The 13,889-nt window shown below is 43.5% G+C and carries 13 protein-coding genes; 9 read left to right on the forward strand and 4 right to left on the reverse strand.

Annotated elements, in window-relative coordinates; translation table 11 throughout:
• Positions 1–295 precede the first annotated feature (295 nt).
• The 4 genes from gyrB to dnaA form a co-directional block, all read right to left on the reverse strand.
• Positions 296–2,713 carry a DNA topoisomerase (ATP-hydrolyzing) subunit B gene (gene gyrB, locus AAFM34_RS04315; protein ID WP_341660321.1) on the reverse strand — a complete coding sequence of 806 codons (2,418 nt, stop codon included), beginning with the start codon at positions 2,711–2,713 and terminating at the stop codon, positions 296–298.
• Between the two features lie 13 nt (positions 2,714–2,726).
• Positions 2,727–3,809: a DNA replication/repair protein RecF gene (gene recF / locus AAFM34_RS04320; protein ID WP_341660323.1), complete on the reverse strand. Its 1,083-nt coding sequence runs from the start codon at positions 3,807–3,809 to the stop codon at positions 2,727–2,729.
• Position 3,810: 1 nt separating this feature from the next.
• Positions 3,811–4,911: a DNA polymerase III subunit beta gene (gene dnaN / locus AAFM34_RS04325; RefSeq protein ID WP_341660325.1), complete on the reverse strand. Its 1,101-nt coding sequence runs from the start codon at positions 4,909–4,911 to the stop codon at positions 3,811–3,813.
• A gap of 70 nt (positions 4,912–4,981) precedes the next feature.
• On the reverse strand, positions 4,982–6,388 hold the full coding sequence (dnaA, locus tag AAFM34_RS04330) for a chromosomal replication initiator protein DnaA (RefSeq protein WP_114787725.1): 1,407 nt from the start codon (positions 6,386–6,388) through the stop codon (positions 4,982–4,984).
• Between the two features lie 377 nt (positions 6,389–6,765).
• Between dnaA and AAFM34_RS04335 the strand changes: the two genes are divergently transcribed.
• The 9 genes from AAFM34_RS04335 to mioC all read left to right on the forward strand — a co-directional run bounded on the left by AAFM34_RS04335 (position 6,766) and on the right by mioC (position 13,552).
• Positions 6,766–7,512, forward strand: coding sequence for an amino acid ABC transporter substrate-binding protein (locus AAFM34_RS04335; protein WP_341660328.1), 747 nt, complete (start codon positions 6,766–6,768; stop codon positions 7,510–7,512).
• A gap of 87 nt (positions 7,513–7,599) precedes the next feature.
• Entirely contained in the window at positions 7,600–8,271 is a 672-nt protein-coding gene (locus tag AAFM34_RS04340) for an amino acid ABC transporter permease (protein WP_341660330.1), read from the forward strand.
• Positions 8,268–9,005: an amino acid ABC transporter ATP-binding protein gene (locus AAFM34_RS04345; RefSeq protein ID WP_341660332.1), complete on the forward strand. Its 738-nt coding sequence runs from the start codon at positions 8,268–8,270 to the stop codon at positions 9,003–9,005. The genes AAFM34_RS04340 and AAFM34_RS04345 overlap by 4 nt, the downstream gene beginning before the upstream one ends.
• 228 nt (positions 9,006–9,233) lie before the next feature.
• Positions 9,234–9,368 (forward strand): 50S ribosomal protein L34, encoded by a 135-nt coding sequence (gene rpmH, locus AAFM34_RS04350; RefSeq protein ID WP_006880025.1) that lies wholly within the window; start codon positions 9,234–9,236, stop codon positions 9,366–9,368.
• A 46-nt stretch (positions 9,369–9,414) separates the two neighbouring features.
• Entirely contained in the window at positions 9,415–9,738 is a 324-nt protein-coding gene (gene rnpA, locus AAFM34_RS04355) for a ribonuclease P protein component (RefSeq protein WP_240314543.1), read from the forward strand.
• Positions 9,705–9,962, forward strand: coding sequence for a membrane protein insertion efficiency factor YidD (yidD, locus tag AAFM34_RS04360; protein WP_114787720.1), 258 nt, complete (start codon positions 9,705–9,707; stop codon positions 9,960–9,962). Before rnpA ends, yidD begins: the two co-directional genes overlap by 34 nt.
• Positions 9,963–9,964: 2 nt before the next feature.
• A complete protein-coding gene (gene yidC / locus AAFM34_RS04365; protein ID WP_341660341.1) occupies positions 9,965–11,584 on the forward strand; it encodes a membrane protein insertase YidC in 1,620 nt (539 codons plus the stop codon).
• A gap of 121 nt (positions 11,585–11,705) precedes the next feature.
• Positions 11,706–13,067, forward strand: a complete 1,362-nt coding sequence (gene mnmE / locus AAFM34_RS04370) for a tRNA uridine-5-carboxymethylaminomethyl(34) synthesis GTPase MnmE (RefSeq protein WP_341660343.1) — start codon at positions 11,706–11,708, stop codon at positions 13,065–13,067.
• 50 nt (positions 13,068–13,117) lie between these two features.
• The gene (mioC, locus tag AAFM34_RS04375) at positions 13,118–13,552 is read left to right on the forward strand and encodes an FMN-binding protein MioC (RefSeq protein ID WP_341660345.1); all 435 of its coding nucleotides are present in this window, start codon (positions 13,118–13,120) and stop codon (positions 13,550–13,552) included.
• Positions 13,553–13,889: the final 337 nt, after the last annotated feature.

Raw genomic sequence — 13,889 nt, forward strand, 5'->3', positions numbered from 1 at the left:
GGGATTCATTCACTACTCCTCAGGTTCTGTTAACTCTGGGACCTAGTGTCGAATCAAGTTCAATTATGTGCCTCCAAAGTCATCCTCTCCTGAGCGATACTTTATTGGCGGTTAGTGAGGTTCTGTTTCTTCTCTCTTGAGCAAGACATCTATCCTCTTCAATACTAGATGTGTGGGTACGACAAGTACTTTTCAAGAGGAATTGAATAAAAAGTTGTGCATCATGATGTGTGGCAAGTGAAAACAAAAAAGCACCGCCAATTAGCGGTGCTTTTTTAACATATAGTAACTAGTCCTAGACATCCAAGTTAGCAACCTTGAGAGCATTTTCTTCGATAAAGTTTCGACGCGGCTCTACTTGGTCACCCATTAAGGTCGTAAACAGCTGATCCGCACCAACCGCATCTTCAATCGTTACTTGCATCATGCGACGCGTTTCAGGATCCATGGTCGTCTCCCACAGCTGGTCCGGGTTCATTTCTCCCAAACCTTTGTAGCGCTGGCGAGTAAGACCTCGGCGAGACTCTTTAATCAACCAATTTAGCGCATCAACAAAACTAGACACTAGCTGAGTGCGCTCACCTCGTTGAATGTAAGCCCCTTCTTCAATTAAGCCATCAAGCGCCTCTGACAGGCTTGCTAACTTAGCGTATTCCTTTGAATTGATCAGATCGACGCTTAATGCAAATTCGTGAGTCACACCATGGGTGCGAACTAAAATCTTCGGCAGATTTAGGTCAAGCTCAACATGCCGCTCGACTTCGTAGCTGTACTGGCTTGCACCCACTTCCTTAGCATTGAGCTGCTCCACCAGCTGCTTGGTCCATGCATCAACAAAGCTAGCATCATGACATTTTTCTGCCGTAATACGCGGCGTGTAGATCAACTCATGAACTAAAGCGCGCGGATAGCGGCGGCTCATACGTTCCGCCAGCTTAATTGCCGCATTATATTGGTGAACCAATTTTTCAAGCGCTTCTCCAGCAAGAGCTGGTGCTTGTGCATTTACATGCAAGGCCGCATTATCAAGCGCAAGAGCAACCTCATATTGATTCATCGCATCTTCATCTTTGATGTATTGCTCTTGCTTACCTTTCTTCACTTTATAAAGCGGTGGCTGAGCAATATACACATAGCCACGCTCTATAAGCTCTGGCATTTGGCGATAGAAGAAGGTCAAAAGCAATGTACGAATATGAGAACCATCCACATCCGCATCTGTCATGATAATGATGTTGTGATAGCGTAGTTTATCAGGGTTATACTCATCCCGTCCGATACCACAACCCAAGGCGGTAATTAGGGTAGCAACTTCTTGCGAGGACAGCATTTTGTCAAAACGCGCTTTTTCTACGTTAAGAATTTTACCTTTCAATGGCAAAATTGCTTGATTCTTGCGGTTACGACCTTGTTTAGCTGAGCCCCCCGCAGAATCACCCTCCACTATATATAGTTCTGAAAGTGCAGGATCTTTTTCTTGGCAGTCTGCCAACTTGCCTGGTAAGCCTGCCAAATCAAGTGCGCCTTTGCGACGTGTCATTTCACGAGCTTTGCGAGCAGCTTCACGAGCTCGAGCCGCATCGATAATCTTACTACAAACCGTCTTGGCTTCTGTTGGGTGTTCAACCAAAAACTCAGACAGCTTTTCTCCCATAACCGACTCAACCGCTGATTTCACCTCAGAGGAAACAAGCTTGTCTTTTGTCTGACTGGAGAATTTTGGATCTGGCACTTTCACAGAGATAACAGCAGTCAGACCTTCCCGAGCATCATCACCCGATGTGGCTGTTTTTGCTTTCTTAGAAAAGCCTTCCTTGTCCATAAAGGAGTTCAGAGTACGGGTCAGAGCCGCTCTAAAACCCGCAAGGTGAGTACCGCCATCTCGCTGGGGAATATTGTTAGTAAAACAATAGATATTTTCTTGGAAGCCATCATTCCACTGCATTGCTACTTCTACTGCAATGCCATCTTCTCGCTCCGCATTAAAGTGAAATACTTTCTCAATGATGGGGGTTTTGTTGGTGTTAAGATGTTCAACGAAGGCCTGAATGCCACCTTCATACATGAAGTGATCACTTTTATCTTCTTCACGCTCATCAACTAACTTAATAGACACACCAGAGTTAAGAAATGACAGTTCACGCAAGCGCTTAGCTAAAATATCATAGTGAAATTCTATATTAGAGAAAGTCTCTTCACTCGGCCAAAAACGAATTTCTGTGCCGGTTTTATCTGTATTACCAATGACAGACAGCGGAGCCTTCGGCTCTCCATGATGATAGGTTTGAGTATGAATCTGTCCACCACGGTGAATCGTTAATGACACTTCCTTAGATAGAGCATTAACAACTGAAACACCAACACCGTGTAAACCACCCGATACCTTATACGAGTTGTCATCAAACTTACCACCAGCATGAAGCACTGTCATGATAACTTCTGCAGCAGAAACATTCTCTTCAGGGTGCATCTCGGTTGGTATACCACGTCCATCATCACGCACAGAGACTGAGCCATCTTCATGAATCGTCACTATGATGTCTTTACAGTGGCCAGCTAACGCTTCATCAATAGAGTTATCCACCACCTCAAACACCATGTGGTGTAGGCCAGTACCATCGTCGGTATCGCCTATGTACATTCCCGGACGCTTACGTACCGCATCTAGGCCCTTTAGTACTTTAATACTCGATGAATCGTAATTTTCAGACATGAGTTATCTTCCACTATATATTTTGCTCTATTGTGCCATGTTCCAGCCGGAACATCTTGCCCTTTTCGTCTAACATATCGTCGATTTGACTTTGCGTAATAGAGCTGACAAAAACTTGTGCCCGCGTCTCTCTTAAGCAATCAGCAAGACGCTTACGACGTTGGCTATCTAATTCTGAAGCAAAGTCATCAATTAAATAGATGCATTGCTTACCAGTCACTTCGGTTAGGTGTTGTCCTTGTGCCACTCTCAAGGCACATACCATAAGCTTAAGCTGACCACGTGAAAGCACATCCTCAACAGGTGTCCCATTCACTTTGATTTTTAAATCGGCTTTATTTGGGCCGCTAAAAGTATACCCTAACAGCTGATCTCGTTCGAAGTTTTCGGCCAAGATTGATGCATAAGGAGTACTCTTTTCCCACCCTCGATAGTACTTAATCTGGATTTCAAATTCAGGCAAAAAAACCTGGCATATTCGCACTATTTTTTCACTCACCTGACTGACATATTCTGCTCGCCAGCGGCTTATGCTTTCAGCTAAGCTAGCCATTTCTTGATCCCAGTAAGAAAGCTCGCGGTAGCATGAAGCAGTTTTCAAAAGAGCATTGCGCTGTTTATTGAGACGCTTAAATCTTCCCCATGCATCAAAAAATGCAGGCTCAACATGAAATACACCCCAATCAATAAATGCTCTGCGATGCTTTGGTCCATCGGTTAATAAATCAAAACCTTCTGGATGAATCATTTGCAGTGGTAAAACCTGCGCAAGCTGGGCCAATTTCTGGCCGGGTTGACCCCCTATTTTAACCTCTGTTGAGCCATCACGCTGCTTATTAATGCCAATAGGTAGCTCAAATTGATCCGAGTTCAAAAAACGGCCATGGACAAACAACTGATCGCAATCATTCTGAATCACTCGTCCAGTTAGACTGCTCTTAAATGAGCGGCCATGCCCAAGCATGTATATGGCTTCAAGAACGCTAGTTTTACCACTACCATTTGGGCCAATAAGAAAGTTAAAGCCTGCTGATAATTCAATATCACAGGCTTCAATGTTACGAAATTGCTGAATAGCGAGGCGGGACAGTGGCATATTAAAGTCGCATTGGCGAGACCACGTATATAGAGCTGTCGTCTTGCGTATTTTCAATCATCGCACTGGCGTTCGCTCCTGACATTGAAACTCTCACCTTTTCACAGCGCAAGGTATTCAACACATCTGAGACATAACTGACATTAAAACCAATCTCAATCGGTTCACCTTCATAGCTGACATCAAGCGTTTCTTCTGCTTCTTCTTGCTCTGGGTTATTAGCCGTAATCTTCAACTCACTACCAGATAAGTTAACTCGCACGCCACGAAACTTCTCATTGGATAAAATCGCTGCACGCGAGAAAGCCTGACGCAACTCATCACAATCAGCTTCAAGTATCTTAGTTGTTGACTGAGGCATGACTCGGCGATAGTCAGGAAAGCGGCCATCAACCAGTTTAGAAGTAAACACAAAACGGTCAACTTCAGCGCGAAGATTAGAACTACCAATCTGCAAGGTGACATCCTGCTCTGGCGCGTCGAGTAATTTCATCAACTCTAATACACCTTTGCGCGGAACTATAATTTGCTGCTGGGCAAACTCAGTATCGAGCTGAGCCTGTGATACTGCCATGCGGTGCCCATCTGTCGCAACACTACGCAATGTTGTACCATCGATTTCAAACAGCATACCATTTAGATAGTAACGTACATCTTGGTTAGCCATGGAAAACTGTGTTTTCTCGATCAATGTTCGAAGTGCTCCTTGAGTCAGGGACAGCTTCACATCACTTTGCCAATCTTCAATGTTAGGAAAATCGTTGGCTGGTAAGGTCGATAAAGAAAAGCGGCTTCTACCCGAGCGCACTTGTGCTTTATCCCCATCAAGAATGAAGGTGATAACCGAATCATCGGCAAGTCCTCGGCAGATATCGAGAAATTTACGAGAAGGAACTGTAACACTGCCAGCTTCGAAGTCTCCTTCTAAAGCCACACGACTAATAAGTTCAACTTCCAAATCCGTTGCCGTCATTGAAAGCATATTACCCTCAACTTTAAGCAACAAATTACCAAGAATAGGAAGGGCTGGGCGTCCACCCAAAGCACCCGACACTTGCTGAAGCGGCTTAAGTAGCTGGCTACGCTCAATAGAAAATTTCATAGTACGCTCTTTTCAGAATTCGTTTAGCTTTATAAAGAATGAATCGATTTCTTGCTTAGAATACTGCGATTTAAGAAGAAAGGGTACGAATCAAATTAGAATAATCTTCTTTAATATCGTGGCTTTCTTCACGCAGCTGCTCGATTTTCCGACAAGCGTGCAGTACCGTTGTGTGATCACGACCGCCAAAGGCATCACCTATCTCTGGCAAACTGTGGTTAGTCAACTCTTTGGCTAACGCCATGGCTAATTGACGAGGACGAGCAACAGAGCGCGAACGACGCTTCGACAACAAATCAGCAACCTTGATCTTATAGTACTCTGCCACTGTTTTCTGAATATTATCTATCGTGACGAGCTTTTCTTGCAAGGCAAGAAGATCGCGCAAGGCTTCTCGTACAAAATCAATGGTAATAGGACGCCCAGTAAAATTGGCATTGGCGATAACACGGTTAAGTGCACCTTCCAGCTCTCGAACGTTAGAGCGCAACCTTTTAGCAATAAAGAAAGCAACTTCATCAGCGAGATGAATTTGGTGATCTTCTGCTTTTTTCATCAAAATAGCGACGCGAGTTTCCAGCTCTGGTGGCTCGATCGCAACCGTCAGTCCCCAACCAAAACGAGATTTAAGACGATCTTCTACACCACTGATCTCTTTAGGGTAACGATCTGAGGTCAGGATGATCTGTTGATTACCTTCCAACAAGGCATTAAAAGTGTGGAAAAATTCTTCTTGAGATCGCTCTTTATTGGCAAAGAACTGGATGTCATCAATAAGCAAAGCATCAACACTGCGATAGTAGCGCTTAAACTCTTCAATCGCATTATTTTGCAGCGCTTTAACCATATCCTGCACAAAACGCTCAGAGTGCATGTAAACAACTTTAGCGTTAGGCTTGTTATCCACAATAGCATTACCAACAGCATGCAATAAGTGTGTTTTACCTAGACCTGTACCACCGTATAGAAATAGAGGGTTATACGCAGCTCCAGGGTTATCAGCGACCTGCCTCGCGGCAGCCAAACCAAGTTGGTTAGATTTACCTTCAACAAAGTTATTGAATTTATGCTTAATGTTAACGTTAGATCTATGGTTTATTTCAGCCACTCGCTGCTCATCATCATCCCAGGTTTTATGCACTGGCTTACGCGCTTGCAATTGAGCAGGCGCAGATGACTCAGCAGCAACATCTGCCGGTGTTCTTTTTGGTACAGGTTTAGGTGCTGAGACAGGTTTACTCCCGACCTCAAAACGCAAACTGGGAATGTCGTTTCCACAGTAATCCTGCAATAAGCGATTGATACTATTAAGATACCTATCACGAACCCAATCCATTACAAAACGGTTAGGTGCGAATAAAGTGAGCGTGCTGTCATTGAGCTCCGCTTGTAACGGGCGTACCCACATACTGAACTCTGTAGCTGGTAGCTCTTCTTGAAGCTGCTGCATACATTGCAACCAAAGCGAAGATGACACGTTGGGCCCACCCTAAATAAATGATCGAAAAAGATTTGTAATTTTACCTGTTGATAACCAAGATCGCCAGTAAATGATCGAGGTTCCAGTGAATAAGATCTAAGTTATTCACAATATCTTCTTTATTATTCGTAAGATCAACACAAGCAGCCCTATTGTTACTCACAAAAAGATCCACATTTGAGCAATTTCTCACAGATCTAAACTCTGGTGATAACTCTGTGGAACAAGTTTTCTTAAGTTGTGATTGGCCGCGCTATTTTTGATCCTTTCACTCACAGCTTATTCCTCCACTGTCTAGGTTATTGCTCTTGGTTATTTTCATTAGTAAGCAAATTAACAGTAGTATCAGTTCCATTAAACTATGGAGTTTTACTATGAAAAACTGGATTAAGGCTACAATAGCCGCATTAGCATTTTCTGCAATAACCGTTCAAGCCGCAACCAATGTCAAAGTAGGCATGTCTGGCCGTTATTACCCTTTTACATTTGTTGAACAAGACAAGCTGCAAGGGTTTGAAGTGGATCTTTGGGATGAAATAGGTAAGCGTAACGACTATGAGATCGAATACGTTACCGCCAATTTCTCAGGATTGTTTGGTCTACTTGAAACAGGACGTATTGATACCATTTCAAACCAAATAACCATCACAGATGCACGAAAAAACAAATACCTTTTTGCCAACCCTTATGTTGTTGATGGTGCACAAATCACGGTTAGAAAGGGCAATACAAGTATAAAAAACATAAACGATCTAGAAGGTAAAACGGTTGCCGTTAACTTGGGATCTAACTTCGAACAACTGCTAAGAAAGCATGACCAAAACGGTAAAATAAACATTAAGACATACGATACTGGAATTGAGCACGATGTCGCTTTAGGTCGAGCCGATGCTTTTGTCATGGACCGACTTTCTGCACTTGAACTTATCAAGAAAACAGGTCTACCTTTGCAACTAGCTGGCAAACCATTCGAAACCATCGAAAATGCCTGGCCATTTGTTGATAACGACAAAGGTCACAAACTTCAAGGTGAAGTAAATAAAGCTCTTGCAGTCATGCGTACCGATGGAACATTAAATACCATCTCGCAGAAATGGTTTGGTGCGGACATCACCCAATAATTTATACGAAGACAAGGCAGCCCACTGTACCTATTTATGGCAGTGGGTTGTTACTTTTTGGCAAGACGAATTTTATCGAGATACGCTATGGGATTTGATTTCAACTACATGCTAAACCTAATGCCAATACTTCTAAAGTATCTTGGTACCACCATGGAAATGGCGACATTTGGTTTAGTCTTTGCGTTAATATTGGCCGTCATACTGGCTAATATTAGAGTATTTCGCGTACCAGTATTGGATCAACTGAGCCAAATCTATATTAGCTTTTTTCGTGGTACACCGCTCCTAGTTCAACTGTTTCTTCTTTACTATGGGTTACCACAAATTTTTCCACTGTTTGTAGGGCTCGATGCCTTTAGCGCTGCTGTGATTGGCCTAACTCTGCACTTTGCAGCTTACATGGCGGAAAGTATTCGAGCAGCAATCATAGGGGTAGACCGCAGTCAGATGGAAGCCAGCATGTCTGTAGGAATGACCACTTTCCAAGCTATGCGTCGGATAATCCTTCCTCAAGCAACGAGAATTGCGCTCCCGTCACTGATGAATTACTTCATTGATATGATTAAATCAACTTCGCTAGCCTTCACTTTGGGCGTTGCTGAGATCATGGCTAAAGCACAAATGGAGGCTTCATCCAGTTTCCGTTTCTTCGAAGCCTTTTTGGCCGTCGCATTAATTTATTGGGCAGTGGTTGTCATTCTCACCCGAATACAAAACTGGGCAGAGGTCAAACTGAATAAGGCGTATATAAGATGATTAAGCTTAGCAATATCCATAAACGCTTTGGCGATTCAAATGTTCTTAATGGCATTGATCTTGAAATCAAACAAGGTGAGATCATTGTCATTATCGGCTCCAGCGGGACAGGAAAATCAACCTTACTCCGCACGGTTAATTTTTTAGAACAAGCCGATAAAGGTGAAATAACCATAGGTGATATCAGTGTTGATGCAGAAAAACACTCAAAATCTGAGATACTCAAGCTGCGTCGAAAAACAGGATTTGTTTTCCAAAGCTATGCACTATTTGCCCATATGACGGCAAAGCAAAACATTGCCGAAGGGTTAATTACGGTTCACGGCTGGAAAAAAGCACTCGCCCTAACACACGCGCAAAAAATTCTCGATGATATTGGCCTTGGCGATAAAGGAGATAGTTATCCAGCTGCTCTTTCAGGCGGTCAGCAACAACGTGTAGGTATAGGTCGAGCCATGGCGCTTCAACCAGAACTATTATTGTTTGATGAACCAACTTCAGCTCTCGATCCTGAGTGGGTTGGCGAGGTTCTACAACTTATGAAAGAACTGGCCAACAAGGATCAGACCATGTTGGTAGTCACTCACGAGATGCAATTTGCCCGAGAAGTCGCAGATAGAGTGATCTTTATGGCCGAAGGACATATTGTAGAGCAAGGTACTCCACAGGATATTTTTAATCATCCACAGGATCCTCGACTAAAAAAATTCCTTAGACAAGTAGGCGAAAAATAAAGATCGCCACCGAACAGCGCTTGATCCTTGAGATTTTGTGCACACTCCGTATAATCGCTCAGCCGGAATTTAGCAGTTGCTCAATGATTGACACTTTGTGTGACTGTGATTACAATTCCGCCTCTTTGTTTAGAGGTGTCGGTCTGTCTTATCTGCTTAGCAAGAGACAAAATGACCAACGCAAGGATAACATTGACCTAAAACTACTGATCAGTAAAGGTAATTATCATGAAACGCACTTTTCAACCTTCAGTTCTAAAGCGCAAGCGTACTCACGGTTTCCGTGCTCGCATGGCAACTAAGAACGGTCGTAAAGTAATCAATGCACGTCGTGCAAAAGGCCGTGCGCGCCTTTCAAAGTAATCATTAGTTTATTTTGAATACGTACGCGTTCAATCGGGAGTTACGTTTGTTAACTCCCGAGCATTACAAAAATGTCTTCCAGCAAGCTCATAGAGCCGGCTCACCTCATTTCACTATCATTGCTCGTAATAACTCTCTTTCTCACCCAAGATTGGGGTTAGCTGTTCCGAAAAAGCAAATTAAAACAGCGCCTGCTCGTAATCGCTTTAAGCGCCTAGCTCGTGAAAGTTTTCGCAATAAACAACATCAGCTTCCTAATAAGGATTTTGTTGTTATTGCTAAAAAAAGTGCTCAGGATCTCAGCAATGATGAAATTTTTAAGTTGTTTGATAAATTATGGCAACGTCTGTCTCGCCCTTCGCGTGGGTAGCTATCGGGTTAGTCCGTCTTTACCAAGGCCTAATAAGTCCACTGATAGGACCGCGTTGTCGTTTCACTCCAACCTGCTCAAGTTACGCTATTGAAGCACTTAAATCTTATGGATTTGTAAAAGGTTGTTGGTTATCGAGCAAACGTCTATTAAAATGCCACCCTTTGAATGCGGGTGGTTTTGACCCAGTACCCCCAGTCCAGAAACAAGACAGAGATAAATAACGATGGATTCTCAACGTAATATCCTGTTGATCGCGCTAGCACTGGTTTCTTTCTTGTTGTTTCAACAATGGCAAGTAGCAAAGAATCCAGCACCACAGCCGGTTGAACAGGCACAATCAAGCAGTACAGCACCTGCACCGTCTCTTGCGGATGATTTAGATCCCGCTCCCGCGCAGCAAGCGTCTGCTAAAACGATTACCGTGACAACTGACGTCTTGACTCTGTCGATTGATACGGTAGGTGGTGATGTGATCACCGCAGACCTAAATCAATACTCAGCTGAGCTTAACTCCGCAGACCCATTCGTTCTATTGAAAAATGAAGCGGGTCATCAGTTCATAGCCCAAAGTGGATTAGTCGGACCTCAAGGTATCGATTTGAGCAGTGGCAACCGTCCTGCTTATCAAGTCGCAGCTGACAGTTTCACCCTAGCCGATGGCCAAGATGATTTACGTATTCCAATGACTTATCAAGCCAATGGACTTGAGTATACAAAGACCTTCATTTTAAAGCGCGGCAGTTATGCAGTTGATGTTGAATATGATGTAGTAAACAACTCAGGCAACAACGCCACTTTTGGTATGTATGCTCACCTACGCCAAAATTTAATGGATGATGGCGGTAGTATAACCATGCCAACTTATCGTGGCGGTGCATACTCGAGCGAAGAAACACGCTATAAAAAATACAGCTTTGACGATATGCAAGACCGCAATCTATCGGTCAACCTGCCAGATGGTCAAGGTTGGGCTGCTATGATTCAGCATTATTTCGCTACTGCTTGGGTACCTCGCAATGAACCTGGTACCAACCTCTACACTCGCGTAATTGGCAACCTTGGTGATATTGGCGTTCGCATGCCAAACAAAACCATAGCTAACGGTGACTCTGCTCAGTTTACAGCAACGCTTTGGATTGGTCCTAAGCTTCAAGAACAAATGGCAGAAGTGGCGCCAAATCTAGATTTGGTAGTGGATTACGGCTGGTTATGGTTTATCGCTAAACCACTTCATACTCTGCTTTCTTTCATTCAGGGATTTGTTGGCAACTGGGGTCTGGCAATTATCTGTCTAACTTTCATTGTACGTGGTGCTATGTACCCGCTGACCAAGGCTCAGTACACCTCAATGGCTAAAATGCGTATGCTTCAGCCTAAGCTGCAAGCTATGCGTGAGCGTATTGGTGATGACCGCCAGCGTATGAGCCAAGAAATGATGGAGCTGTATAAGAAAGAGAAAGTGAACCCATTGGGTGGCTGTTTACCTCTACTTTTACAAATGCCTATCTTTATCGCGCTGTATTGGGCACTGATGGAATCGGTAGAACTTCGTCATTCTCCATTCTTTGGTTGGATTACTGACTTATCAGCACAAGATCCATACTACATCTTACCGTTGCTGATGGGCGCTTCTATGTTCATGATTCAAAAGATGAGCCCAACCACAGTCACAGATCCTATGCAGCAGAAGATCATGACCTTTATGCCGGTTATGTTTACTTTCTTCTTCCTATTTTTCCCATCAGGCCTAGTGCTGTATTGGCTAGTATCAAACGTTGTGACACTTATCCAACAAACATTGATATACAAGTCACTGGAAAAGAAAGGCTTGCATAGCAAGTAAGCCATTAATAGAAATACCATCAAAAGGCGACCAAAGGGTCGCCTTTTCGTTTTGAGCTGATTACAATTCAGCTAACAGATATTTGCCTTATAGGGCATGCAAAGACAACACAGGCACATTTATGACAACTGATACCATAGTGGCTCAAGCCACCGCTCCTGGTCGTGGGGGCGTAGGCATTATTCGTGTATCCGGTCCTCTTGCGAGTCAAGTCGCGCTGGCGGTAACTGGTAAGCAACTACGGCCTCGATATGCTGAATACCTGCCATTTATCGACCAAGATGGTATTCAGCTTGACCAAGGTATTGCCCTATTTTTCCCGAATCCAAATTCTTTTACAGGGGAAGATGTTCTTGAACTTCAAGGACACGGTGGACCAGTCGTGATGGACATGCTCATCAAGCGTATCTTAAAAATAGAGGGGATCAGAACCGCGCGTCCTGGTGAATTTTCTGAGCGAGCGTTTCTAAATGATAAGCTGGATCTTGCTCAAGCAGAAGCGATCGCCGATTTAATTGATGCCAGTTCAGAGCAAGCAGCAAAGTCCGCGTTAAAATCTCTCCAAGGTGCTTTCTCACAGCGTATTCATGCACTAGTAGAGTCTCTAATCCATCTAAGAATTTATGTCGAAGCAGCGATTGATTTTCCTGAAGAGGAAATAGACTTCCTTGCTGATGGCAAAGTATCAACTGATCTACAGGCAATCATAGACAAACTCAATTCAGTTCGAAAAGAGGCCAATCAAGGGGCCATTATGCGCGAAGGCATGAAAGTGGTTATTGCAGGTAGACCAAATGCGGGTAAATCCAGCCTTCTCAATGTGCTATCTGGCAAAGAGTCTGCGATAGTGACAGACATTGCAGGTACTACACGTGATGTTCTTCGTGAGCACATACATATAGATGGTATGCCGCTGCATATCATAGACACAGCAGGGTTACGCGACGCCTCTGATGAAGTAGAAAAGATCGGTATTGAAAGAGCTTGGGAAGAAATAGAGCAAGCCGATCGCGTACTTTTCATGGTGGATGGCACAACAACCGATGCCACCGACCCCAAAGAAATATGGCCAGACTTTGTTGATCGCTTAGCAGACAATATTGGCATAACAGTGATCCGCAACAAAGCCGATCAAACCACTGAGGAAATCGGAATTTGTCATGTTAATAATCCGACCTTGATTCGTTTATCTGCTCGAACGGGACAAGGTGTTGAGGCGCTGCGCCACCATCTCAAAGAGTGTATGGGCTTTGCTGGCAGTAATGAAGGTGGTTTTATGGCACGCCGGCGCCACCTCGAAGCACTAGAACAAGCAGCAACGCATCTTGATATTGGCCAGCAACAACTCGAAGGCTATATGGCAGGAGAAATTTTAGCAGAAGAGCTCCGAATAGCTCAGCAGCACCTTAATGAAATAACCGGCGAATTTAGTTCTGATGACCTACTCGGTCGTATTTTCTCTTCCTTTTGTATTGGGAAGTAACTCATCGGCTCAGCGAATAAAGTGAGCAATCTTTAGATAAAGGAAACAGCATGATCCAAATCATTACAGGTAGTACTCTAGGTGGTGCAGAATATGTTGGCGATCACCTAAACGATCTATTAGTAAAACATGGGTTTGAAACCTGTATTCATAACGAGCCAGTACTCGATGAAATTCCAGCAGAGGGGACTTGGCTTGTCATCACCTCTACTCACGGTGCTGGGGATTATCCGGATAATATTCAGCCTTTTATTCAAGCGTTACAAGACACCCCACCAAAAATGTCTAATGTAAAATATGCCGTGATCGCTATTGGAGACTCAAGTTATGACACCTTTTGTGGAGCTGGGAAGCATGCACATGCTTTACTTGAAGATATAGGAGCCACACCTATCACAGAATGTCTAACCATTGATGTTCTAAGCCATGATGTACCTGAAGATGCCGCCGAAGCATGGTTAACAAAATACATTCATCAACTCTAAAAGCAGATAGGAAGTAGCAATAAGCACTGCTTCCTACCCTGATTATTTTCCTACAAACACTCAACCCCCTTGTGGATAAAATAACAATTATCCGGTGATCAACCTATAGTTATCCCAATAACAACTTATTGATCATAATTACGCTGTGTATAACTAGCTATTTTGATCTCAGGAAATCCCTGTTTAGATCAAAGCTAGATCACAAGCTAAGATCTTACTAAGATCCATGATCTTGTTGATCAATTTTCACTTATCCACAGAAAATGGCGATCCTAATAATAGATCCAATAAAAGATCATATATAAGATCATATAAGATTAAGCTTTGTCAGTTGCTT

It is taken from the genome of Vibrio sp. (assembly GCF_038138445.1).
Taxonomy (GTDB): Bacteria; Pseudomonadota; Gammaproteobacteria; order Enterobacterales; family Vibrionaceae; genus Vibrio.